General features: G+C 71.5%; 20 protein-coding genes. 10 read left to right on the top strand and 10 right to left on the bottom strand.

The genetic code is table 11. The features are described 5' to 3' along the window. On the top strand, positions 1–5,068 hold a 5,068-nt coding region (locus tag ACWD4A_RS27090), incomplete at its 5' end, for an SDR family NAD(P)-dependent oxidoreductase (protein ID WP_451197890.1). A gap of 98 nt (positions 5,069–5,166) precedes the next feature. On the opposite strand, the gene ACWD4A_RS27085 is transcribed toward ACWD4A_RS27090, so the two are convergent. Both ACWD4A_RS27085 and ACWD4A_RS27080 read right to left on the bottom strand, forming a co-directional pair. Then, entirely contained in the window at positions 5,167–5,814 is a 648-nt protein-coding gene (locus tag ACWD4A_RS27085; protein ID WP_451197889.1) for a response regulator transcription factor, read from the bottom strand. Continuing rightward, entirely contained in the window at positions 5,802–7,181 is a 1,380-nt protein-coding gene (locus ACWD4A_RS27080) for a sensor histidine kinase (protein WP_451197887.1), read from the bottom strand. The genes ACWD4A_RS27085 and ACWD4A_RS27080 overlap by 13 nt, the downstream gene beginning before the upstream one ends. A gap of 286 nt (positions 7,182–7,467) precedes the next feature. Here ACWD4A_RS27080 and ACWD4A_RS27075 point away from each other — a divergent pair, with 286 nt between their 5' ends. From ACWD4A_RS27075 to ACWD4A_RS27055, 5 genes are all read left to right on the top strand, one after another. After that, positions 7,468–8,271, top strand: a complete 804-nt coding sequence (locus tag ACWD4A_RS27075) for an ABC transporter ATP-binding protein (RefSeq protein WP_451197886.1) — start codon at positions 7,468–7,470, stop codon at positions 8,269–8,271. After that, the gene (locus ACWD4A_RS27070) at positions 8,271–10,823 is read left to right on the top strand and encodes an ABC transporter permease (protein ID WP_451197885.1); all 2,553 of its coding nucleotides are present in this window, start codon (positions 8,271–8,273) and stop codon (positions 10,821–10,823) included. Before ACWD4A_RS27075 ends, ACWD4A_RS27070 begins: the two co-directional genes overlap by 1 nt. A gap of 216 nt (positions 10,824–11,039) precedes the next feature. Beyond that, positions 11,040–11,903, top strand: coding sequence for a trypsin-like serine peptidase (locus ACWD4A_RS27065; RefSeq protein ID WP_451197883.1), 864 nt, complete (start codon positions 11,040–11,042; stop codon positions 11,901–11,903). Positions 11,904–12,036: 133 nt separating this feature from the next. After that, entirely contained in the window at positions 12,037–12,582 is a 546-nt protein-coding gene (locus tag ACWD4A_RS27060; protein ID WP_451197882.1) for a DUF4232 domain-containing protein, read from the top strand. Positions 12,583–12,697: 115 nt separating this feature from the next. Next, a complete protein-coding gene (locus tag ACWD4A_RS27055) occupies positions 12,698–12,919 on the top strand; it encodes an SGM_3592 family protein (protein ID WP_451197880.1) in 222 nt (73 codons plus the stop codon). Here the strand turns inward: ACWD4A_RS27055 and ACWD4A_RS27050 are convergent, their stop codons facing one another. From ACWD4A_RS27050 to ACWD4A_RS27040, 3 genes are all read right to left on the bottom strand, one after another. Further along, positions 12,920–13,225 carry an SCO5918 family protein gene (locus ACWD4A_RS27050; RefSeq protein WP_451197879.1) on the bottom strand — a complete coding sequence of 102 codons (306 nt, stop codon included), beginning with the start codon at positions 13,223–13,225 and terminating at the stop codon, positions 12,920–12,922. Between the two features lie 37 nt (positions 13,226–13,262). After that, positions 13,263–14,765 (bottom strand): DEAD/DEAH box helicase, encoded by a 1,503-nt coding sequence (locus ACWD4A_RS27045; RefSeq protein WP_451197878.1) that lies wholly within the window; start codon positions 14,763–14,765, stop codon positions 13,263–13,265. A 240-nt stretch (positions 14,766–15,005) separates the two neighbouring features. Continuing rightward, entirely contained in the window at positions 15,006–15,209 is a 204-nt protein-coding gene (locus ACWD4A_RS27040; RefSeq protein WP_035796868.1) for a cold-shock protein, read from the bottom strand. 350 nt (positions 15,210–15,559) lie between these two features. Here ACWD4A_RS27040 and ACWD4A_RS27035 point away from each other — a divergent pair, with 350 nt between their 5' ends. After that, complete coding sequence (locus tag ACWD4A_RS27035; RefSeq protein WP_451197876.1) at positions 15,560–16,573, top strand: GlxA family transcriptional regulator; 1,014 nt, start codon at positions 15,560–15,562, stop codon at positions 16,571–16,573. Between the two features lie 131 nt (positions 16,574–16,704). Beyond that, positions 16,705–17,310 carry an isochorismatase family protein gene (locus ACWD4A_RS27030; RefSeq protein ID WP_451197874.1) on the top strand — a complete coding sequence of 202 codons (606 nt, stop codon included), beginning with the start codon at positions 16,705–16,707 and terminating at the stop codon, positions 17,308–17,310. A gap of 71 nt (positions 17,311–17,381) precedes the next feature. On the opposite strand, the gene ACWD4A_RS27025 is transcribed toward ACWD4A_RS27030, so the two are convergent. The 5 genes from ACWD4A_RS27025 to ACWD4A_RS27005 form a co-directional block, all read right to left on the bottom strand. Beyond that, positions 17,382–19,115: an acyl-CoA dehydrogenase family protein gene (locus ACWD4A_RS27025; protein ID WP_451197873.1), complete on the bottom strand. Its 1,734-nt coding sequence runs from the start codon at positions 19,113–19,115 to the stop codon at positions 17,382–17,384. 48 nt (positions 19,116–19,163) lie between these two features. Further along, positions 19,164–19,721 carry a PadR family transcriptional regulator gene (locus ACWD4A_RS27020; protein WP_451197872.1) on the bottom strand — a complete coding sequence of 186 codons (558 nt, stop codon included), beginning with the start codon at positions 19,719–19,721 and terminating at the stop codon, positions 19,164–19,166. A gap of 163 nt (positions 19,722–19,884) precedes the next feature. Beyond that, a complete protein-coding gene (locus ACWD4A_RS27015; protein ID WP_451197870.1) occupies positions 19,885–20,436 on the bottom strand; it encodes a hypothetical protein in 552 nt (183 codons plus the stop codon). 127 nt (positions 20,437–20,563) lie between these two features. Next, the gene (locus ACWD4A_RS27010; RefSeq protein ID WP_451197869.1) at positions 20,564–21,364 is read right to left on the bottom strand and encodes a maleylpyruvate isomerase family mycothiol-dependent enzyme; all 801 of its coding nucleotides are present in this window, start codon (positions 21,362–21,364) and stop codon (positions 20,564–20,566) included. Positions 21,365–21,475: 111 nt separating this feature from the next. Then, entirely contained in the window at positions 21,476–21,895 is a 420-nt protein-coding gene (locus ACWD4A_RS27005; RefSeq protein WP_451197867.1) for a DoxX family protein, read from the bottom strand. Positions 21,896–22,044: 149 nt separating this feature from the next. On the opposite strand from ACWD4A_RS27005, the gene ACWD4A_RS27000 reads away from it, so the two are divergent. Both ACWD4A_RS27000 and ACWD4A_RS26995 read left to right on the top strand, forming a co-directional pair. Then, positions 22,045–22,749 (top strand): HAD family hydrolase, encoded by a 705-nt coding sequence (locus tag ACWD4A_RS27000; RefSeq protein ID WP_451197894.1) that lies wholly within the window; start codon positions 22,045–22,047, stop codon positions 22,747–22,749. A 122-nt stretch (positions 22,750–22,871) separates the two neighbouring features. Further along, positions 22,872–24,221, top strand: coding sequence for an FAD-dependent oxidoreductase (locus ACWD4A_RS26995; protein ID WP_451197866.1), 1,350 nt, complete (start codon positions 22,872–22,874; stop codon positions 24,219–24,221). The last annotated feature ends 87 nt before the right edge of the window (positions 24,222–24,308 follow it).

Raw genomic sequence — 24,308 nt, 5'->3', positions numbered from 1 at the left:
CATCGACACCGCCTGCTCCTCCTCACTCGTCGCACTCCACCTCGCCATCCAGGCACTACACAACAACGAATGCACACTCGCCCTCGCCGGCGGGGTGTCCGTGATGTCCACCCCCGAGACATTTATCGACTTCAGCAGACAGCGCAACCTGGCCCCGGACGGCAGGACGAAGGCGTTCGCCGGATCAGCGGACGGCACCAGCCTGTCCGAGGGTGTCGGTGTGCTGGTGGTGGAGCGGTTGTCGGACGCGCGGCGCAATGGCCATCGGGTGCTGGCGGTGGTGCGTGGCAGTGCGGTGAACCAGGACGGTGCGAGCAACGGCCTCACCGCGCCGAATGGCCCGTCGCAACAGCGGGTGATCCGGGCGGCGTTGGCGAACGCGCGTCTGTCGTCGGATCAGGTTGATGTGGTGGAGGCGCACGGCACGGGTACGGTGCTGGGTGATCCGATCGAGGCGCAGGCGTTGCTGGCGACGTACGGGAAAGACCGTCCGGAGGGGAAGCCGTTGTGGCTGGGTTCGGTGAAGTCGAACCTGGGTCATACGCAGGCTGCGGCTGGTGTGGCCGGGGTCATCAAGATGGTCATGGCGATGCGCAACGGCATGCTGCCCCGGACCCTGCACGTGGATGCGCCGACACCACACGTCGACTGGTCGGCCGGTGAGGTGGAGCTCCTCACCGAAGCGATTGCCTGGGCAGGTGAGGAACCCCGTCGTGCGGGGGTGTCGTCCTTCGGCATCAGCGGCACCAACGCGCATGTGATCCTCGAAGAGGCCCCGGCCGAGGAACATGCCGCCACGGACCTTCCGGAGCGGCCGGAGGCCACAGGCCCTGTGCTGTGGCCGGTCTCCGGGGCGAGCGCGGAGGGTTTGCGGGCGCAGGCACGGCAACTGCTGGACCTGGTACGGGACGACGATGCTCCGGACCCGGCGGACGTAGGGCTCGCACTGGCCACCACCCGTGCGCAGTTGGAGCACCGTGCAGTGATCGTCGCCTCCGGCCGTACTGAGCTGGCGGCCGGACTGGCCGCGCTGGCGGGCGAGGCCTCCGCTGCCGGGCTGGTGCAGGGCGTGGCCCGCACCAGCGGCAAAACCGCCTTCCTCTTCACCGGGCAGGGCGCGCAGCGGGTCGGTATGGGCCGTGAACTGTACGAGGCCTTCCCGGTGTTCGCCCAGGCCCTGGACGAGGTGTGCGGGCACTTCGACGGGCTGCTGGAAGTGCTGTTCGCGCAGGAGGGTTCGGTCGAGGCGGGGCTGCTGGAGCGTACGGAGTACGCACAGCCCGCCCTGTTCGCAGTCGAAACCGCACTGTTCCGCCTGGCCACATCCTGGGGCGTACGTCCGGATGTGGTGGCCGGTCACTCGGTGGGTGAGATCGCGGCGGCGTGTGCGGCGGGTGTGTTCTCGCTTGAGGATGCGTGTGCGTTGGTCGCGGCGCGCGGTCGTCTGATGCAGGCTCTCCCCGAGGGTGGGGTGATGGCAGCGGTCCAGGCGACCGAGGACGAGGTCCTCGCTCTCCTCGACGGCGCCACCGACGCGGCCATCGCCGCTGTCAATGGTCCGCGCGCGGTTGTGGTCTCCGGCGCCCGGAACACCGTGGATGCGATCGTGGAGGAGCTGCGGGGCCGGGGTCGCAAGACCTCCCTGCTGAAGGTCTCCCACGCTTTCCACTCGCCTCTCATGGACCCGATGCTCGACGATTTCCGTACGGTGGTCTCGGGTCTGGTGTTCGCCGAGCCGGGTATCCCGGTGGTCTCGACCGTCACCGGCCGTACCGCCGGTGTGGGTGAACTCACCTCGCCCGCTTACTGGGTGGAGCATGTCCGTCAGGCGGTCCGTTTCGCCGACGCCGTGCAGACCCTGGCCGGTGACGGTGTCACCACGTTCCTGGAGATCGGCCCGGACGCGGTCCTGACCGCGATGACCTCCACCGTGCTGGACGACGACACCACCCTCTGCATCCCACTCCTCCGCCGCAACCACCCCGAACAAACCGAAACCCTCACCGCACTCGCCCGCCTCTGGACCCACGGACACACCCTCGACTGGACCACCCTCCACACCAACAACCCCACCCAACACATCAACCTCCCCACCTACCCCTTCCAACGCCGCCGCTACTGGATCGAAGAAGGACCCGGCAGCGGCGACGCCACCGCCCTGGGCCAGGCACCCGCACACCACCCCCTCCTCGGCGCCGTACTCCACCGTGCCGGCTCGGACGAGACCATCCTCACCGGACGTGTCTCCCTGCGGACGCACCCCTGGATCGCCGATCACGCCATTGGTGACACCGTGCTCGTCCCGGGCACCGCGCTCGTCGAACTCGCCCTTCATGCCGGTGACCACACCGGCACCCCCCACCTCGAAGAGCTCACTCTTCAGGCACCGCTCGTGCTGCTCCCGGAGCAGGCCCTGTACCTCCAGGTCACGGTTGGCTCGCCCGACACGTCCGATCGCCGGACTATCACCGTCCACTCGCGCCCTCATTCCGGCGACGTCCTCACCGACACGCCGTGGACCCAGCACGCCCAAGGTGTCCTTGCCGGTCAGCTCCCCACAGGGGAACCCGACCCCGGCCTCGCCGTCTGGCCGCCCGCCGGAGCCCGGCCGCTGCCGGTGCGCGACGCCTACGAGGAGCTCGCGGCGCAGGGCTATCACTACGGCCCTGTCTTCCAGGGCCTTGAGGCCGCCTGGCAGCACGGCGACAGCGTCTGTGCCGAAGTCGCGCTTCCCGAGGAGGCTCACGGTGACGTCGGCGGGTTCGGGCTTCACCCCGCCCTCCTCGACGCCGCTCTGCACGCCGCCGATCTGGGCGGCGCCAATGCCGATGTCGATACCGATACCGATGCCGAGCGATCGGGCACGCTGCTGCCCTTTGCCTGGCAGGGAGTGACACTGCACGCATCCGGCGCGACGCGTCTGCGCGTGCGGATCACCCGTACGGCCGCGAACACACTGTCCGTTGTCGCAGCCGATACGCAGGGCGAGCCGGTGGCTTCTGTGCGGTCCCTCGTTCTGCGTGCGCTGAGCGCCGAGCAGTTGCGCGTCAGCGGCATGCCCGCCGGTGGCCACCAGTCGCTGTTCAGCGTGGAATGGACGCCCGCCGGGCGGACGGAGTCCGGCAGCGGTGCGCAGCCTCTCATCATCCGTCCGGCCGGTGACGCCACCGGGGCGGCCGAGTGGGTGGCGCGTGCCGAGGCGCTGTTGCCGGACGTGGTTCCGGCCGAGGTGGTCGTCCACTGTGACGAGGGTCCGGCCGCGTCCGACGAGGAGTCACCGGAGCTGTCCACGGCGGTGCGGGCCACCACCGGCCGGGTGCTGGCGCTGCTGCAACGCTGGCTGATGGACGAGCGGTTCGCCGCGTCCCGGATCACGCTCGTCACCCGGCGTGCCGTCGCGGCCGCCCGACCCGGCGAGGTGCCCGAGGACGTGTCCGACCTTGCGGGCTCCACCGTATGGGGCTTGGTGCGCGCGGTGCGCGAGGAGCACCCGGGCCGACTGGCGCTGGTGGACGTGGACGGTACGCCGGAGTCGCGGGGTGCGCTGTCGGCGGCGGTGGCGAGCGGCGAGCCGGAGGTCGCCCTGCGCGGTGGGGCCGTGCTCGTCCCCCGGCTCGCACGGGTTGCCTCGCCCGACGCGGCAGCCGACCGGCCAAGCAGCTTGTTCGACGGCGACGGCACGGTGCTGGTGACCGGTGGCACGGGCGGACTGGGCAGCATGCTCGCCCGGCATCTCGTGTCGTCCCACGGAGTACGTCGTCTGCTGCTGCTCAGCCGCCGCGGTCCGGCGGCCGAGGGCGCCGACAAGCTCACCGCGCAACTGGCCGAAGCGGGTGCGAGCGTCGACATCGTGGCGTGCGACGCGGCGGACCGGGACGAGCTGGCCGCGGCCCTCGCACGGATTCCGGCCGCGCATCCGCTGGCCGGTGTCGTCCACGCCGCCGGTGTGCTGGACGACGCGACGCTCGCGTCGCTGACGCCCGAGCGGTTCGCGACCGTGGTGCGCCCCAAGGTGGACGCGGCGCTCAATCTGCACCGGCTGACGGCGGACGCCGGGCTGTCGGCATTCGTGCTGTTCTCGTCCGCGGCGGGCACGCTCGGCACGGCGGGTCAGGCCAACTACGCGGCGGCCAACGCCTTCCTGGACGCGCTCGCCCAGCATCGCCGGGCCCAGGGGCTCGCCGGGCTGTCGCTCGCCTGGGGGCTGTGGAACGCGGAGACCGGAATGGGCGACCAGCTCTCCGAAGCCGATCTGCGGCGCATGTCGCGCTCCGGTATGCGGGCGCTCTCCTCCGACGAGGGCCTGGCCCTGTTCGACGCCGCCCTCGCCCGGCGCGAGCCCGGCACCGGCACCGGCACCGGCACCGCCGGGGTCGCCCGGCCCGCGGTCCTGCTGCCGATGGCGCTGGACACCGCCCGCGTACGGGCCGGGAGCAGTGCCGACGGCGTGCCCGCGATACTGCGCTCGCTGGTGCGGACCCCGTCCCGCCGGGTCGTGGGTGCCGGCGCGGGTCCGGCCGCGGCGGAGGCCCAAGGCGATGTGCTGGCCGGGCAGTTGGCGGGCATGTCGGCGGAGGAGCAGGAGCGTACGCTGCTGCAGTTGGTGCGGAGCCATACGGCCGAGGTGCTGGGGCACGCGCGGGGGCAGGCGGTCGACCCGTTGCGCGGCTTCGTCGAGCTGGGCTTCGATTCGCTGACGGCTCTGGAGTTGCGCAACCGGCTGGGGAGTGCCAGTGGGCTCCGGCTGCCGGCCACGCTGATCTACGACCACCCGACCCCGCTGGCCGCGGCCCGTCATCTGCATGCCGAGCTGGTCGGCGACACCGTCCCGGCGGGCCCGTCGCTGGAGGCGGAACTCGCCGTCCTGGAGGCGGCCATGAGCGGTGCCGCGCCGGACGCGGCCGAGCACGCCCGGGTCGCGGCACGGCTGCGGTCGCTGGCGGCGCGGTGGGGCGAGGTGTACCGGCCGGACGGCGAGCAGACGTTGGAGGAGGACCGGGCGGAGCTGGAGTCGGTGTCCGCCGACGAGCTGTTCGACATCCTCGACGGCGAACTGGACGCCGACTGACGCGAGAGCCCGGAACGGAACGGGACGGCGAGGGCCGGCCACCACGTACCGTCGGTGGCCGGCCCTCGCCGTCCCGGGGCCCTTCCGCTGTGCTGCGCCTACGAGTTGAGGTAGGCGAGTACGGCCAGGACGCGCCGGTTGTCGTCGCCGGAGGCCGCGAGCCCCAGTTTGTTGAAGATGCTGTTGGTGTGTTTGCTGACCGCTTTCTCGGACACGAACAGTTTGGCCGCGACCGCCGCGTTGGACCGTCCTTCGGCCATCAGCGCGAGCACCTCGCGTTCCCGCTCGGTGAGGGCCTGCAGTGGGCTGGACGGGGTCTCGTGTTTGACCATCAGCTCCGACACCACCTTGGGGTCCATGACCGTTCCGCCGTCCGCCACCTGCCGGACCATGTCGACGAAGCGGCGCACGTCGAAGACACGGTCCTTGAGCAGGTAGCCGACGCCGCCGTTCTGGTCGGACAGCAGCTCGCGCGCGTACATCTGCTCGACGTGCTGGGACAGCACCAGGATGGGAAGTCCCGGTACCTGTGTGCGGGCCTCGACCGCAGCCCGAAGTCCTTCGTCGGTGAAGGTCGGTGGCAGGCGTACGTCGACGATGGCCACGTCCGGGCGGTGGGTGAGCAGGGCGCGCAGCATCGCCGGGCCGTTGTCCACCGCTTCGATCACTTCAAACTTGTGTGCGGTGAGGAGTTGCACCAGGCCCTCCCTGAGCAGGGCCAGATCCTCGGCGATCACAACTCGCACGGCAGCTCCATCGTCACCAGGGTCGGTCCGCCCTGCGGGCTGCTGACATCCAGCACTCCGTCGAAGGCCGCGAGCCGGCGCTGCAGGCCTCGCAGGCCGCTGCCGCCCTCCGGGTCCGCGCCGCCGTGGCCGTTGTCGGCGACCTGCGCCCGGAGTTTCCCGTTCGCGTACCAGAGGCGCACGCTGACGCGGCTCGCGCCGCTGTGCTTGGTGACGTTGGCGAGCGTCTCGGCGATCACGAAGTACGCGGCCGACTCGACCGGCGGCTGGGGACGGGAGGGCAGTTCGATGCTCAGCTCGACGGGCAGCGCCAGGCCCACCGCCAACGCCCGCACCGCACCGTCCAGTCCGCGTTCGGCGAGTACCGGCGGGTGGATGCCGCGGACCAGGTCCCGCAGTTCGGCCAGTGCCTGGCTGCTGGACTCCATGGCGTCGGCCAGGAGCCTGCGCACCATTTCGGGGTCCTCCTCCAGCATGGTGTCAGCGAGCCCGATCTTCATGCCCAGGGATACCAGGCGGGCCTGCGCCCCGTCGTGCAGGTCCCTTTCGATGCGGCGGAGTTCGGCCGCCTGGGACTGCACCGTCTCCGAGCGGGTCTCGGTCAGCCGCTCCACCCGGAGGGCGAGCCTGGCGCTGCGGGTGGGCGCCAGCAGCAGGCGGTTGAAGCGGGTGTACAGCCGCAGCAGCGGCCGTGCGCACAGCAGGCCGAGGGCCAGCAGCACCACTCCCTGGGGCACGGCGAGGTAGGCATCGGTCTGGTCGCGGATGGGCCAGACCGCCCCGAAACCCCAGTGCGGGCCCATGTGTTCCCAGAGGAACGGGGTGACGAACATGCCGTTGAGGCCGTAGGCGACGAGCGAGACGGGCAGCAGTCCCATGACCAGGCCGACCGGCCCGTCGAGGAGCATCCACAGGATGTCCCGCCAGGTGGCCGGGTCGGACAGCAGCCGCTTGCACTGTCCGAAGGACCCGGAGGCGTCGTGGGGAGCGGCCTCGGGGGTGTGGCGGTAGGGGGTGTCGATGGGGGTGCCGGTCCACTCGCCGGCCGCCCGCCGGTGGAAGTTGGCCAGTCCGCGTACCGCGACCATGACGACCGGCAGGACGAGGACGCCCACTCCGACGATCAGTGAGGCCAGGGTGAGGGCCGTGACGATGAACAGGGCGACGCTGCCGACCTGGGAGAGCACCGCGACCACCAGGCCGCGTGCGCACCAGCGCAGCCGGTTCGCCTTGCCACCGTCACCACGGCCGTGTTCGCCGCGGCCGTGTTCGCTCACCACCGGCCCACCGCTGCCCGCCGCCGGGCCGGGCCGGTCGTCCCCGTTCCGCGGAACCTTCCCGCTGACCTTGCGGTCCACGTCTTGCACAACTGGTCCAACCTCCTGTGGCTCCGGGAACACACCGGCCCCGCGGGCCTCATCATGCAGTACGCGCGGCGCGGACGAACCCGGCGGTCCGTCACACGGTACCCAGCGTCACGGCCTTTCAAGAATCACCGGTGAACCCGGGCGGAAGCAGTGGGGAAGGGCCTCCGGGCGGGGTGGAGTTTTCCCTACCCCCTTGTGGACATAGCTCCATGGGCCGGAGAGCGCCCTGTCCGTAGCGTTGATGACGTGATCGCGTCCCCCACGCGACAGGTACAGGGAGCTTTGAATGGACACCATCGCAGTCGCCGACACAGTCCGGTTGAACGCGGTTCGCAAAGTCTACGGCGAGGGCGCCAACTCCGTGACTGCGCTCGACGGCGTGAGTCTGTCCTTCCAACGCGGCAGCTTCACCGCCGTGATGGGGCCGTCGGGTTCGGGCAAGAGCACCCTCCTGCAGTGCGCCGCGGGGCTCGACCGGCCGACCTCCGGAACGGTCCTGCTGGACGGTGAGGATCTCAGCGGTTACGACGAGACCACGCTGACCAAGATGCGACGCGAGCGCATCGGCTTCATCTTCCAGTCGTTCAACCTGCTGCCCGCGCTGACGGTGATGCAGAACATCACGCTCCCGCTGAAACTCGCCGGGCGCCGGCCGAACCGCGCGCAGGTCGCCGAGGTGATCAACCGGGTCGGGCTCGGCGAGCGGACGGGACACCGTCCGGCCGAACTGTCCGGCGGCCAGCAGCAGCGGGTGGCGATCGCCCGCGCCCTGGTGACCGGGCCCGCGGTGGTGTTCGCCGACGAGCCCACCGGTGCACTGGACACCCGCACCGCCCGTGAAGTGCTCCGGCTGATGCAGGAATCCGTGCGGTCGCTGGGACAGACCATCGTGATGGTCACCCACGACCCGGTGGCGGCCTCGTACGCGGACCGGGTGGTCTTCCTCGCCGACGGCCGGTTCGTGAGCGACCTCTACAACCCGACCGCCGAGGTGGTCGCCGAGCGCATGACCCACCTGGGCGCCTGGGCGGACGAAGAGCCCACCGCCCACGGCCGACAGGCGCCGACCGCGACCGGGGGCATGTACTGATGTTGTCCCTCGCTCTGCGCACCCTGCGTTTCCGCAAGGGCGGATTCGTGGCCACCTTCGTCGCCATGTTCTTCGGCGCGGCCCTCATCATGGCCTGCGGCGGGCTGATGGAGAGCGGTGTCCGCGACGCGGTCCCGTCCCAGCGGCTCGCCGCGGCCCCCCTGGTGGTGACCGGCGACCAGAAGTACGAGTCCTCGCAACTGGCCGAGCGGGTCCGGCTCGACGCCGGGAAAGTACGCGACGTCGCCGCCGTGCCCGGTGTCGAGAAGGCCGTCGCCGACGTGTCCTTCCCGGTCTCCGTCCTGCGTGACGGCCGTCCGGTGACCGATCTGTCGGACAGCGTCACGCTCAACGACCACCGTCCGCTCGGCCACGGCTGGGACTCGGCGCAGCTGGCCCCCTACGCCCTCGCCTCGGGCGCCGGGCCGGCCGCCGCGGGAGACGTGGTGCTGGACAGCGAACTGGCCGAGAAGGCCGGTGTCTCCGTCGGCGACCGGGTCGGCGTCGCGGTCCGCGGCCGTCCGCAGGAGTTCCGGCTGGCCGGCGTCGTCAAGCAGGCCGGCGGCCGGACGGCCTTCCAGCCCGCGGTGTTCTTCACCGACGAGCGGGCCCGCACGCTGAGCGGCCGGCCCGGCACGGTGGACGCGATCGGCGTACTGCCCAAGGCCGGCACCGACGCCGCCGAACTCGGCCGCAGGATCGAGCACGGCCTGGGCGCCGGGACGGTCGTCGCGCTGACGGGCGACCACCGCGGACTGGCCGAGTTCCCGAAGGCCGCGGCCAGCCAACGGAACCTCCTCATGCTGTCCTCGATCTTCGGCGGCTGGGCGGTCCTGGTGGCCATGTTCGGGGCCTCGTCGACGCTGGGCCTGACCATTCAGCAGCGCCACCGCGAGATGGCCCTGATGAAGGCGATCGGCACCACCCCCCGGCAGCTGCGCCGCATGATCCTGGGCGAGACGCTGGCCGTCTCGATCGTGGCGTCCGTGCTCGGCTGCCTGCCCGGGGCGCTGCTCAGCCGGCTCCTCTTCGACAAGCTGGTCTCCGCCGGAATAGTCTCCGGGGCCGTCGAGTTCCGGCTCGGCGTCATGCCGGCCGTCGTGGCGGTGGGCGCCTCGCTGCTGGCCGGTGTGGGCGCCGCGTACATCACCGCCCGGAAGATCGCCAGGACCCGGGCCACCGAGGCGCTGGCGGAGAGCGCGATGGAGGGGCGCTGGCTGACCCGTACCCGCGTCGTCCTGTCCGCCGTCTTCCTCGTCGGCGGTGTCGCGATGGCCGTGACGACCATGACGATGAAGGTCAGCGACACGACGGCCGGCACCGCGGCTCCGGCCTGCATCATGTGGGCGATCGGCCTGGCCCTGCTCGCCCCCGGCTTCGCCAAGGCGATCGTGGCCCTGCTCAGGGTCCCGCTGCGCGCCGTGTCGGGGCTGTCGGGCCGGCTCGCGGTGCTCAACTCCCGGACGCACACGCTCCGGATGGCCGCCACCATCACGCCGATCATCCTGCTGACCGGCATCGCCACCGGCACGCTGTACATGCAGCAGATCGAGGACGCCTCCAACCGCACCGCGCACACCGGGATCCTGCGGGCGGACGACGTCCTGACCGCCAGGGCCGGCGGTCTCGCCCCCGGCACGCTCGACCGGGTCCGGCAGACGCCGGGCGTCGCGGCGGCCTCGGAGTACGTGACGAGCACCGGTTTCGTACAGGAGCCGAAGGACCCGAAGCAGACCGGCGACGGCTGGACGCTCCAGGGTGTCACCGGCGACGGGAACCTCTCGGTGCGCACGGCCGCGGGCTCGCTCGCCGGGCTCCGCGGGAACAGCGTCGCGCTGCCCGCCGACCACGCCGCGTCGCTGGGGCGCGGGGTCGGGGACACCATCACCCTGCGACTCGGTGACGGCACCCCGGCCAAGGTGAAGGTGGTCGCCACCTACCGGCCGGAAGGCCTGACGACATCGCTGTTGCTCCCCGCCCAACTGCTGGCGGCCCACACCACGGACGGGGCGGCAGGCCAGATCGTGGTACGCCGTGCCGCGGGCGCCGATCCCGCCGAGGTGGCCGCGGCGCTGACCGCGGCGGTCAAGGACCAGCCGGGGGTCGAGGTGTCCGGCAGCGACGCGCTGACCGCCGGCCGTACCTCGGGTCAGCAGCAACTGGCCACCATCAACTACCTGGTGGTCGGCATGATCGTCGGATACACCGCGATCTCCGTGATCAACACCCTGGTCTCGGCCACCGGGCGGCGCCGCCGGGAGTTCGGTCTCCAGCAGCTGACCGGCTTCACCCGACGGCAGGTCATGACCATGATGGGCGTGGAGAGCCTCCTGACGGCGGTGGTCGGGATCGTCCTGGGATCGGTCGCCTCCACGATCACCTTGTTCCCCTACAGCGTCGCGAAGCTGGACCGGGTCGTGCCGTCCGTGCCGGTCTGGATCTACTTCGCGGTGGTGGCCGGCGCGGCGGTCGTCACCTTCGCGGCGACGCTCCTGCCGGCCTGGCGGGCCACCAGGTTCCGTCCGGTGGAGGCGGCCACCTCCGCCGTCTGAGGACGGTGCCGTGGCCGGACGGCCGGCGGACAACGGCTCCGCCACCGTACGGCCACGGCCCACAAGCCACCACGAAGGGCCGGCAGTCCATCCCCCGTTGCACTTCCGGCCGGGTCCCACCGCTCTCCGGAGCGGTGGGACCCCTTCTCTCTTCCCGCCCCTCCCCACGCCCCTGACCGCACGCTGCCGGCTCGAGCAGTGCCCTACAATCCCGCCATGCGTCGACGTCCGGCTGTGGCAGTCATCGTTCTGGCCGCGCTCGCCACCGCGTCGGGCTGCTCCGGCGGCGGCGTACGAGAAGGGAGGACCTCGCCCTCCCCGGCCGCGTCGCAACCGCGCGGGTGGACAGCCGACCGGATGCAGGGCGCCCATCCGTACCGCCGTCAGCCGGGGGTCTCCCGCACCCCACCGCCGACCGAGTCGAACGCGCGGGTGGGCGCGGTGTTCGGCCATGACGGGACCGGCGACCACTTCTGCACCGGAAGCGTCGTGGACAGCCCCGGCAAGTCCGTCGTCATCACCGCGGCACACTGCATCCATGCCGGGAAGGGCGGCGGCTACCGGACCGACCTGGCCTTCGTGCCCGGATATCGCGACGGGCGGTCACCCGACGGCGTCTGGCCGGTCGTCAAGATGCTGGTGGACGACCACTGGTCGCAGTCCTCCGACCCCGACTACGACGTGGGCTTCGTCATCGTCGGCAAGGTGGGCGGCAGACACATCGCCGAAGTACTGGGGGCGAACCGCTTCGGCTACAACAGCGGTTACGGCAAGCCCGTGCGGATCACCGGCTATCCGTCGAGCGGCCAGGACCCCATCTCGTGCGTCAACAAGACCACGAAGTTCCGGACCGACCAGATGAAGACGGACCAGATGAAGGTGGCCTGCACCGGCTACAGCGGCGGAACCAGCGGCAGCCCCTGGCTGGCCGACTTCGACCGCGCCACCCGGACCGGCGAGGTCATCGGCGTCATCGGCGGCTATCAGGCCGGCGGGGACACCGACGACATCTCCTACAGCCCCTACTTCAACGACAGCATCAAGTCCCTCTACGACAGGTCCCTCAGCGAGGAGAACTGATCCGGCCGACCTCACGCACGCACACCGGTTGCCGGCCCTCACAGGTTCGAACGCACGCCCAACGGGTAGGCGTGTCCATGATCTTGACCAGGTCGCATCGCACCGTTCGGAGGAGCACACAGTGATACGCCGCGTGAACGCGAAACTCGCCCTTTCCGGAGCCACCGCCACCGCCATCGCACTGAGCGTCGGGCTCGCCACCGGAGCCGTCGCCCAGGGGGCGCCGTCGACAGCCTCGTCGACGGCGGCGGCCGGGCTCGCGACGTGCGCGGCCGGGGACCTCGGCGTCTCGTTCGCCGACCGGCTCGGCGGCGGGATGAGCCACGCGGGCGGCACCCTGGAGTTCAGGAACACCAGCGGCCGGGAGTGCGCCCTGCGCGGATACCCGGGCCTGGGTCTGGAGAACGCACAGCACCAGGAGCTCTCCTCGCACGCGATCCGGGGCAACACCTGGTACGCCGACGACCCGGGCAACAAGGTCGTGCGCATCCGGCCCGGCGGTACGGCCCAGGCCGTCGTCGCCTGGACCCACTCCGGCACCGAGGCCCGTCAGGCGGCCTACCTCCGGGTGACCCCGCCCGCCGCCACGGCCTACCGCACCATCGAGCTGGGCGACCTTGTCGACAACGGCGACCTGCACATCACGGCGGTGGCGACCACGGTGCCCGTACGCGGGTGAACGCGTTCTTCCCCGACACCTGGGGAAACCCGCGGGAACTCTTCTCCTCTCCCGGTCGTCCGCTGAGAGAGAGGGTGTCTGTGCGGAAAGGCACCGGCGAAAGGCGGGTATCCCCGTGAGCACCGAGTCCAGGAATCAGCCGGAGCCGTGGGACGACGTGGTCCTCGACGAGTCCTTCATACGCGACGCCGAGGTCTCCGAGCCGTCCGCGCGGTCCCGCATGCTGGCCGCGCGGTGGCGGCGCGAAGCGCCCGAGCCGCAGCCGTGGCGCGCCGACAAGCCTCCGGCGGGCTGGTTCTGGAGCAAGGCCCGGAGGCGGCGCAGGCGCCGTTCCTGATCACACGGCCGGCGGTGTGCCGAACAGTGTCGCAGCCTCTTCGAGCGGGGTGGGGGCGGCCGCGGGGGCCGGGGCGGCGGTACCGCAGGTGAATCCGAGGCGGGTGAGCGCCCTCGTCATCTCCCCGGTGGAGAAGTCACGCCGGTCCTGTCCGGTGATCACTTCCCCCACCTGCTTGACGGGGTAGGTGCGGCGGCCGATGACCACGGACGCGTCCGTGACGGGCTCGGGCTTGATGCCCTTCATCGACTGTTCCACCTCTCCTTTTTCCAGGTCGAAGGGAAAGCGGGCGATGATGCAACGCATGGTGCCTCAACAGGGTTGTGGGGAAAGCCGGAAGGGATCAGGCGGCCTTGCGGGACGAGGAACGGCGCGGCGGGGTGCCGCCCCGTTCCCGGGAGGGCGCGGCTGAACGACGGGCCCCGGCGGGGCGGCCGTACGTGCCCCGCGCCGAGCGGGTACTGCGCTTCGCTTGCTCCGCCACCGGCGCGGTGACGGTGACGGGAACGCCCGAGGGCGTCCGGGCACCCGTGATGCGGCTCAGCTCGGCCTCGCCGGAACGCACCTGGGTGGTCTTCGGGGTGATGCCCGCGTCGGCCAGCAGACGGACCATGTCACGGCGCTGGGCGGGCAGGACCAGGGTGACGACGACCCCGGACTCGCCGGCGCGGGCGGTGCGGCCACCGCGGTGCAGGTAGTCCTTGGGGTCGGTGGGCGGATCGACATTGACGACGAGGTCGAGGTCGTCGACGTGAATGCCGCGGGCCGCGACGTTGGTGGCCACCAGCGTGGTGACGTGCCCGGTCTTGAACTGGGCGAGGGTGCGGGTGCGCTGGGGCTGCGACTTGCCGCCGTGCAGCGCCGCGGCGCGCACACCGCTGTTCAGCAGGTGCTTGGTGAGCTGGTCCACGGCGTGCTTGGTGTCCAGGAACATGATCACCCGGCCGTCGCGGGCGGCGATCTCCGTGGTGGTGGCGTACTTGTCGGCGCCGTGGACGTGCAGGACGTGATGTTCCATCGTGGTGACGGCGCCCGCCGAGGGGTCGACCGAGTGGACCACCGGGTCGTGCAGATAGCGGCGGACCAGGAGGTCGACGTTGCGGTCGAGAGTGGCGGAGAAGAGCATCCGCTGCCCTTCGGGGCGCACCTGGTCGAGCAGTTCGGTCACTTGGGGCATGAAGCCCATGTCGGCCATCTGGTCGGCCTCGTCCAGGACGGCGATGCCGACGCGGTCCAGACGGCAGTCGCCGCGCTCGATGAGGTCCTTGAGCCGGCCCGGGGTCGCGACGAGGACCTCGGCGCCGTCGCGCAGCGCTCCGGCCTGGCGGCCGATCGACATGCCGCCGACGACGGTGGCCAGCCGCAGCTTCAGCGACCGGGCGTAGGGCGTGAGCGCGTCGGTGACCTGCTGGGCCAGTTCCCGCGTGGGCACGAGGACCAGGACGAGCGGGCGCCGCGATTCGGCTCGCTGCCCCGCGGTGCGGGCGAGCAGGGCCAGGCCGAAGGCGAGGGTCTTGCCGGAGCCGGTGCGGCCGCGGCCCAGGACGTCCCGCCCGGCCAGTGAGTTCGGCAGGGTCGCGGCCTGGATCGGGAAGGGCTCGTGGACGCCGAGACCGGTGAGCGTCCTCAGCAGCTCGCCCGGCATGTCCAGTTCGGCGAATCCCCCGGCGGCGGGCAGGGCCGGGGTGACGGTGACCGGAAGAGCGAACTCCCCTTGCGGCGCGGCGGGACGGCCGCCGGGGCCCCTGCCGCCGGAACGGCCCGCGGTCTGCCGGCGGGCGCCACGGCCGGAGCCATCCTTGCCGGTGCGGGGGTACCAGTCGTTCGTACGAGCGTTGCGGTTCATTCAGAACCTTCCTCGATGCGGCACGTATCAAGGAATTCCCGGCAGCCACGAGCCGCGCACAGGTCTCAAGAACGAGCCGAGAAAAACTAAACGAAAACCGGCCGCCAAAAATCGACCGGGGCCGGGACGGCGAAATGATGCCGCTCCCGAAATTCCTTGCGATGCACGGGCGGGCCGGAAACAACGACTTGGGGCCCGCACCCCAAGGTGCGGGCCCCAGTCACATTACACGCGTCAGCGTCAGGCGGGGGTGATGTTCTCCGCCTGCGGGCCCTTCTGGCCCTGCGTGACGTCGAAGTTCACCTTCTGGCCCTCCTGGAGCTCACGGAAGCCCTGGGTGGCGATGTTCGAGTAGTGGGCGAAGACGTCGGGACCGCCGCCCTCCTGCTCGATGAAGCCGAAGCCCTTTTCTGCGTTGAACCACTTCACGGTGCCGGTAGCCATGTGACTCTCCTTCGGGGCAGTGCCCGTGAGGCGCACGGTGCGCCTCACTCGTCGCGGTGATGATCGCCCCGGTGGGAAAGCACCGGAAACACGAAAGCGCACTTTTCGGCGCAACCGCACCGAGAAGCGCACTTGTAAGTTCTTGGGAAACCACAACTGCAACCGAAATCAACAGTAGCACGGAACCCTCAAGCCGGGTCAGGAAAAATATTTCCCGCCTTGTCACACCAAAATGCTTGCCCCGCACCGCCATTTTCCCCGGTCTCCCGCCTGCCACGGGTGCGTACCGTGGCCGGATGTGACAGAGACCCGTCATTGCTGTCATGGCATCGGGCGGCAACGATGGAGGCATGTCCTCCACCCACCACGACGTCCCCCACCGTGACGTCGCCCACCGTGTCGTGATCGCGGTCTTCCCGGATGTCGATCTCCTCGACGTCACCGGCCCGGCCGAGGTCTTCGCGCTGGCCAACCGGGAGAGCGGCGGCCGGGCGGACTACCGGGTCCGCCTGGCGGGCCCGGAGCGCGGCGCGGTCACCACGTCGGCCGGTGTGCGGCTGATCGCCGACCTGTCCTTCGGCGAGGTCGGCGCGGCGGTGGACACCTTGCTGGTCCCCGGTGCGGTGGAGCTCCGCCCGGACGGGCCGGTGGCCCGGATCGACCGGGAGGTCGTGGACTGGGTGAGGGCCACCGCCCCGTACGCGCGGCGGGTGGCGTCGGTGTGCGTGGGCGCCCACCTGCTGGCCGCGGCCGGGCTGCTCGACGGGCGGACGGCGACCACGCACTGGTCGACCGCCGCCCAGCTCGCCGCCGAGCACCCGCGGGTGACGGTGGACCCGGATCCGATCTTCGTCCGCTCCGGACGGGTGTGGACCGGAGCCGGGATCAGCGCCTGCATGGACCTGGCGCTGGCCCTGGTCGCCGAGGACCACGGCGAGGATCTCGCGCTGGCCGTGGCCCGGCACCTGGTGATGTATCTCAAACGTCAGGGCGGGCAGAGCCAGTTCAGCGTCCCGCTCAGCCGCCCCGCCACCTCGCGGCGGGACATCGACGACCTGAGGGTCCATATCGCCGACCACCCGGACCAGGATCTGTCCGCGGCCGCGCTGGCCGGGCGGCTGAATCTGAGCGAGCGCCATTTCGCCCGGGTCTTCCGCAAGGAGACCGGCACCACACCGGCCGACTACGTCGAGGCGGCCCGGGTGGAGGCGGCCCGCCGCCTGCTGGAGAGCACCGACCAGCCGCTGGAGCAGGTCGCGAAGGCCAGCGGCCTGCGCTCGGTGGAAACGCTCCACCGGGCCTTCCGCAAACAGATCGGCACGACCCCGGCGTCCTACCGCCGGAGCTTCCGCACCTCCCCCTGAACCGGCCGGACAGGCCCACCCGCCGGACCGCGGTACGCGAGCGCCGCCGCGCTGCTTCGCCGTGCCCGGATCCCCCGCGCTCGCCCCCGCTACCGAACGCGCTCGTCCCGCTACTGAAAAGGAAACCCCTGATGACCGCTTCCACGACCCTGCGCGACGTGATCGGCCTCGACGGCCGGCTGCCCGGCCTGGCCGACGCGGCCCTGATCATGATCGATTTCCAGAACACGTACCGCACCGGCGTGATGGCGCTCGACGGCGCCGACCGGGCCGTGGCCGCCGGTGCCCGCCTGCTCGCCGCGGCCCGCGCCGCGGGTGCTCCGGTCGTCCATGTCGTCAACGACGGTGGCGAGGGCACCCCCTACGACATCCGCGCCCGGATCGGCGCCATCAGCGACGAGGTCGCCCCCGTCGAGGGCGAGCGCGTCGTGGTCAAGCGTTTCCCCGACGCCTTTCACGACACCGGGCTGGAGGAGACCCTGCGTGCGCTCGGTGTGGGCCCCGATCTGGTCCTGGCCGGTTTTATGACCCATATGTGTGTCACGTTCACCGCTCAGGGCGCCTTCAACCGCGGCTACCGCCCCACCGTCGTCGCCGAGGCCACCGCCACCCGCTCCCTCGCCGCCCCTGACGGCACCGTCCTGCCCGCCGCCGCCCTCCAGGCGGCGAGCCTGACCACCGTCACGGACCTGTTCGGCACGGTCGCCCCCACGGTGGACGACCTGACCGGGGACTGACAGGAGTCCACGCGATCCGGCCGGCCGGGCCACTGCCGCCGGCCGGATCGCCGACGGCAGTGGCCCTTTCGTCACTGCGCCATCTCGTACGCCCCGGACAGCGCCTCGACGCGCTCCCAGACGCGCGCCGAGCGGGCCTCGTCGACGACGGGGCGGCGGACCGCGCCCAGCGCCCAGCTCTGCTGCTCCGCGGTGGCGGAGTCCTTGCCGTGCAGTTCGACGGCGTGCGCGGAGAAGTCGCGGACGAGGACGGCGAACAGCTCGTCGAGCACGTCCCCCTCGAGTCCCGTCAGGCGTGCCTGCTCCAGGATCAGCTGGCCGTGCACGACGAGCGCGAACAGCTGGCCGACGGCGAGGAGGAGGTCGAGGTCGCGGCTCTGCTCCTCGTCGGGGGCGGCCGTGGTGACGAACTCGCACAGCGCGTCCGCCTGTTCCCGGAAGCGGGCGACGTTGGGCACCTCGGCGTACGCGTCGTAGGCGGTGCGCCAGTCGTGGAAGCGTACGGAGCCGAGGCCGCGGGCCGGTCCCTGCCGGAAGAGGAACGCGTCGTCGGCCGCGTCGAGGCGGGTCGGCACGGGCGCGTACCCGGCGGGGTCCAGCAGGTGGTTGCGCATGAACTTGAGGATCAGCGCGAGGTTGACGTGGACCGTGCCCTCCAGCTTCGGCAGGCCCCGGATCTCGGTGGCGGCCTGGGCGAAGTAGGTGTCCTTCTCGAAGCCCTTGGCCGCGATGACGTCCCACATCAGGTCGATGACCTTCTCGCCCTCCGTGGTCACCTTCATCTTCGTCATGGGGTTGAAGAGCAGGTAACGGCGGTCGTCGGGGCCGGCGGAGCGGAAGTAGTCGACGGCGCGGTCGCTGAACAGCTTCATCCCGACGAGGCGGACGTAGGCGTCGGTCAGCTCGCGGCGCACGTGCGGGAAGGCGGTGACGGGGCGGCCGTAGAGGACGCGGTTGTGCGCGTGGGTGACGGCTTCGTACATCGCGTGCTCGCAGATGCCGATCGAGGCCGTGCAGAGGTTGAACTTGCCGACGTTGACGGTGTTGAGGGCGGCGTCGAAGGCGGCGCGGCCGGTGTGCAGGATGTCGTCGGGGCCGACCGGGTAGCCGTCGAGGCGGAACTCGCTCACGTACTTCGAGGAGTCGACGACGTTCTTCACCAGGTGGTACGCCGGGTGGCGGCTGTCGGCGGCGAAGAAGACGTAGCCGTCGGGGCCCTCGATGTCGGTGCGGCGGCCGAAGACCGAGACGAGCCCTGCGGCGTTGCCGTTGCCTATGTAGTACTTCGAGCCACTGGCCCGGAAGCCGCCGTCGCCGTCGGGCTCCAGCAGCATGTCGGTGGAGTAGATGTCGGCGCCGTGGGCCTTCTCGGAGAGACCGAAGGCGAACACCTCGCCCTGGGCGAGGAGTTCGGCGGCGCGGGCGCGGGCGGCGGCGTTGTCGCTCTGCCAGACCGGGCCAAGGCCGAGGACGGTGACCTGCCACGCGTACCAGTAGTCGAGCCCGTAGAAGCCGAAGATCTCGTTGAGAGCGGCGATCCGGGCGGTGTCCCAGCGCTTGTCCCGCTGTCCGTCGGCCTGTCCGTCGGCGGCGGAGGCCGGGGTGAGGAAGGTGGCGAACAGCCCTTCCTTGGCGGAGAACGCGAGGAAGTCCGCCAGCCAGGCGCGGGAGCGGTAGTCCTCGATCAGCTTGCGCTTGCCGCGCTCCTCGAACCAGTCGACGGTGGCGCGCAGCAGCCTGCGGGTCTCGGGGTCGAAGTGCGCCGGGTCGTAGGTACGGGGGTTGAACAGCAGCGGGTCGGCCATGGATGTTCGCCTTTCCGGCTTGGGAGTCGATGGGTCACCGGTGCCGCTTCAGCGCTCGGCACCGATTCGGTGGAGGGTGGCGAGTACGTCGTCGAGCCATGCGAGCGTCATCCGCTCGTACGCGATGCCGCCGCGCAGCACGACGTGCTGCAGCTCCCGCCCGGCGTCGGGCGTTCCGGGAGCCTCGGTTCCGGTGAAGTCGCGCAGCTCGCCCGCGAGGTAGTGCGCGAGCCGGTCGGTGTGCACCTGGTGGTGCCGTTCGACCTCGCGGATCAGCGCGGCCGGGTCGTCGAAGGCCGCGCCGCGGATCTTGACGGCGAGGTCGTGCCGGATGCTCTCGGGTTCGATCGGCTCGTGGAGCCACTCGGAGAGGGCGGCCCGCCCGGGGGCGGCGACGGAGTACTCCTTCTTGTCCGGCCTGCCGTGCTGCGGTACTTCGCGGACGTCGAGCCGGCCGTCGCCCTCCATGCGCTTGAGGACGCGGTAGATCTGCTGGTGGGTGGCGGTCCAGAAGTAGCCGATGGACCGCTCGAAGCGCCGGGCCAGCTCATAGCCGGAGCCCGGCTTCTCCAGCAGGGAGACGAGGATCGCGTGCTCGAGCGCCATGCCCCGGATCCTGCTATGCAACTCGTTTCATAGACAAGCGGCACCGCTCAGGTGAGACACGGCTCACCCGGGACCGGCCGGAGCGGAGAAACCGGTCGGAGCGGAGAACGGGGCGGCGGGAGGGCCTCCTCCCGCCGCCCCGGGCCGGGGCGCTCCCGGCGTCTCAGGCGAAGGTCACCGCCATGTGGGCGCTCATGTCCTGCAGCCCGTGGACGGAGCAGTCGGCGCCCGAGACGGCGGGCACCACGGTGTCCGTGTCGTTCTGCATCGTTCCGCTGGTGACGATGCAGTGGAAGGTGACGGTCCCATTGTTCGGGTCCGTGTTCACCGTGAACTGGATCGAGCTCTGCGTACCGGCGGGGGACCAAGTGAGTGTGCCGGTCCCCTGAGCGGTGAACAGGACGCCGCAAGGGCCCTTGCCCTGGGTGCCGCTGTTGGTGGTGGCCGTGCCGCTGGCCGTACCCGTCGCGGACTGGAGACTGACGTACTTGCCGTCGGGCGAGGTACAGCTGTCCAGCGTGGCCGCGACGCTGACCTTCGCGGAACCGCCGGGTACGAGCGCCGGGTCGAAGGACATCGTGAACTTTCCGGAACAGGTCAGGTCGCCGGTGGCCGCCTGGGCCTGCTGGGCGGCCGGTCCCGTGAGCACCGCCGCACCCAGCAGTGCGGCGGAACCCGCCCATGTCCCCAGTCTCCTGGCTATGCCGTGCATCATGCGCCTCCTCGGTGTCGGGGCTCCGAGTGTGGAGGCGGGGGCGGTGGTTCCGGGTCCGCGCGCCGCGGTGCGGCACGGCGCAGGGGTGGACGTCACGGCGCGTGAGCTGCGCGGTGCGCCACTTGGTTCAGAACGCGGAGTCGGCGGACCAGCGCGCCAGCAGCTCCTCGTCACCCCGGACCTCGAAGACGTCCGCACCGTGGCCGAGGCGGCCGTAGACGAGCAGCAGCAGGTCCGCGGCGGCTCCCTGGACGGAGGCATCGGCGGAGGCGGCCGCTCCCGTGCCGTCGGTGACCCGCTCGGCCCCGAAGCCGTCGGGCCGCAGGCGAATCAGCCAGTCGCCGCTCCCGTCGCTGCAGCGGAAGCGCAGGGTCTCGCCGTCGCCGCGCAGGTCGGCCACCTTGGGGGCGAAGAACGTGGCGTGGGGCAGGTTGACCAGGAACTCGTCCACTCCGTCGGCCGCCAGGTCGCGGTCGATCACGGGCCGGAGGCCGAGGGCGAGTTCCGCGTCGGCGCGGTGCACCAGGGTTTCGAACAGCATGCGTCGCACCCAGAACCTGGCGTGCTGGTCGGCGCCCCACGCCCACATCGGAGCGTCCGGGTCGGTGACGGCGAAGGCGCTCGCGGCCTCGGCCGCGCTCGCCGCCAGCCAGTCGGGGTATCCGTCCTCGCGCGCCGGGAGCCGCAGGTCCACGTCGCGGCTGCGCGGCGGTTCCTGGACGAGCTGACGCAGCAGGACGGAGAACCAGCGCTGCACGCTGCCCGTGTGCCGGACGAGATCGACGAGCGTCCAGCCGGGGCAGCCGGGCACCGGGGTCGCCGGATCCGCGTCCTTGACCAGTTCCACGAACCTGCGGCTCTCCGCCGCGATGGCGTCCCGGTGGGTGGCGGGTACGGATGGCCAGTGCGAACGATCCGGCGTGCTCAATTTTCCACTCTTTTCTGGTGCTTCCGCCCGGCTGGGCGGGCGTCTCCGCGCAGCCTGCCACAGCGGCCCCGGTGCGCCGGCACCTGGGGTCGTACGGCCCTGCCGCGCGGCTCACTCGATGCCGAACAGGGGTCCGGTGAGCGTCAGGCCCAGGTCGTGGCCGACGTACGAGAAGAATGCGAGCAGCATCAGGCACGCGCCCGCCAGTGCCACGTCCTTCTGGAAGTGGATCATCTCCTGCTGGCGTGCCTGCGGGTCGGTCTCCTGCCAGAACCGGTGCATCAGCAGTGCGGACGGCACCAGGAACACGGCCAGCAGCAGCGCACCCAGATCCGCCCACGCGCCGAGCAGCACGCTCAGCGCGCCGACCAGGAGCAGCACTCCGCTGGCCGCCGTCGCCGCCGTGGCGGCGGGTACGCCCTTGGACGCCGCGTAGCCCGCCATCATCTTGGTCTTGGTGAGGTGACCGACGGCCGAGCCGAGGAAGAGGAACGCGAAGAGGATTCTGCCGATGAGGACCAGGATGTCCATGACGACCTCCACTCAAGAGACCAGTTGAAGTCGGGACTATCCGTCTTCCAGGCTACGCCCGGGACAGCGGACCGGCTCGTCGTCACCTGCGGGCGGGCGGACGCATCCGGCAGGATGCGAACGTGACGACGGGAGCAGTGAACCCAGCCATGGCGGAACGGACGGTCGAGGGCGTTCTCTTCGACTTCTCCGGGACGCTGTTCCGGATCGAGCCTGCGGTGACGTGGTTGCGCGTCGCGCTGGACAGGGCCGGGGTCCCCATGGGCGAGGCCGAATCGGCCCGGCTGGCACGGCGGCTGGAGGAGGCCGGCGCTCTTCCCGGCGGGCGGAAACCCGCCGTCGTGCCGCCGCATCTGGCCGGGCCGTGGTCCGGCCGGGACCGCAGTGCGGAAGAGCACCGCGCGGCGTACATGGGGCTGGCCCGCGAGGTGCCGCTGCCGCGGCCCGAGCTCTACGACGCGCTGTACGCACGCCACATGGAGCCGGAGGCCTGGCATCCGTACGCCGACGCGGCCGACGTCCTGGACGGGTTGCGGCGGCGCGGTGTGCGCACCGCTGTGGTGAGCAACATCGGCTGGGACCTGCGGCCGGTCTTCCGCGCGCACGGGCTGGACGCCGGGGTGGACGCGTACGTGCTGTCCTACGAGCACGGGGTGCAGAAACCCGACCCCCGGCTGTTCCGGGTGGCGTGCCGGTCGCTGGGCCTGCCGCCGGAGCGCGTCCTGATGGTCGGGGACGACGCACGCGCGGACGGGGGTGCGGCCGGGGCGGGCTGTGCGGTGCACCTGGTGGAGCACCTGCCGGTCGAGGAGCGTCCCACCGCGCTGCGGGCGGTGCTCGGGCTGGTGGGCTGACCCCTCGGGCGGGCGGCGGTCCGTCGGCGCGCCGCGCCCCCGGCGTCTCTCCCGTATCCCGTCCCCCCGGTGTCATCCTGGTTTCCGTCTGCGGGACGCCCACCCTCCGGAAGGGGCCCACCGTGCTTCGCGTCGCAGTCGTCGGGTCGGGGCCGAGCGGGGTCTACACCGCCCAGGCCCTGGTGCAGCAGCAGGACGTCCCCGGGGTGACGGTGGACGTCCTCGACCGGCTGCCCTGTCCGTACGGCCTGGTGCGCTACGGCGTGGCACCCGACCACGAGAAGATCAAGTCCCTTCAGGGCAATCTGCGGACGGCCCTGGAGCACCCGGGCATCGCGTTCCTGGGAAACGTCCCGGTCGGTGGCGCACCGGGCGGCCTGACACCCCGTCGGCTGCTGGACCTCTACCACGCGGTGGTCTACTGCGTCGGTGCCGCGACGGACCGGAGGCTCGGCATTCCGGGCGAGGATCTGCCGGGCAGCTTCTCCGCCACGGAGTTCGTCTCCTGGTACAGCGCGCACCCGGACGCCGCTCCCGACGCCTTCGCCCTCGCCGCGCGCTCGGCGGTCGTCATCGGGGTCGGCAATGTGGCGGTCGACGTGGCCCGGGTGCTGGCGCGCGGCGCCGATGAACTGCGGCACACCGACGTACCGGACGCCGCCCTGGCCGCGCTCGCCGGCAGCCGGGTGACGGACGTCCACATGGTGGGCAGGCGCGGCCCGTCCCAGGCGAAGTTCACCACCAAGGAGCTGCGTGAGCTCGGGTCGCTGCCGGGTGCGGAGGCGCTGGTACGGGCCGACGAGGCGGCGCTGGACCCGGCGTGGGCCGACCCGTCCGGGCTGCCCGCGGCCGCCCGGCGCAACGTCGAGGTCCTGCGGGGCTGGGGCGAGGAGCCACGGCTGGGACGCGCGCGCCGGATCCGGCTGCGGTTCTTCCTGCGTCCGGTCGCCCTGCTCGGCGACGGGGCGGTGCGCGCGGTGCGTTTCGAGAGGACCGCGCCGGACGGCCGGGGCGGTGTGGTCGGGACCGGCCGGTTCGAGGACATCGAGGCGCAGTTGGTGTTGCGGTCGGTGGGCTACCGGGGAGTGCCGATCCCGGGGCTGCCCTTCGACGCGGAGCACGGGACCGTGCCGCATGTGGCGGGCAGGGTGCTGCGTGACGGCGCCCCCTCACCCGGCGAGTACGTCGCGGGGTGGATCAAGCGTGGGCCTACCGGCGTGATCGGCACCAACCGGTCGTGTGCCAAGGAGACCGTGGGCTCGCTGCTCGCCGACGTCGAGGCGCTGACGGCGCGCAGGCTCGCGGACGACCCGCGCTCGGCTCTGCGCGCGACGGTCCGGGAGCTGGTGGAGTGGCCGGGCTGGCTGGGCATCGAGGCGGCGGAGTCCGCGCTCGGGCGCAGGCTGGGCCGGGGGCCGGTGAAGATCCCGGACTGGGAAGGCCTGCTCGCCGCCGCGCGCGCCCGCGGCTGAACGACTCTCCGTACGGGCGAGCCAGTGTACGAAATCGATCGTACTTCGGCTCCTGACGTACGACGAGAGGTGCTGTGCAAGCCCTCG

Source organism: Streptomyces sp. NPDC002537 (assembly GCF_053594975.1).
This window is presented reverse-complemented; position numbering and strand designations above follow the sequence as displayed.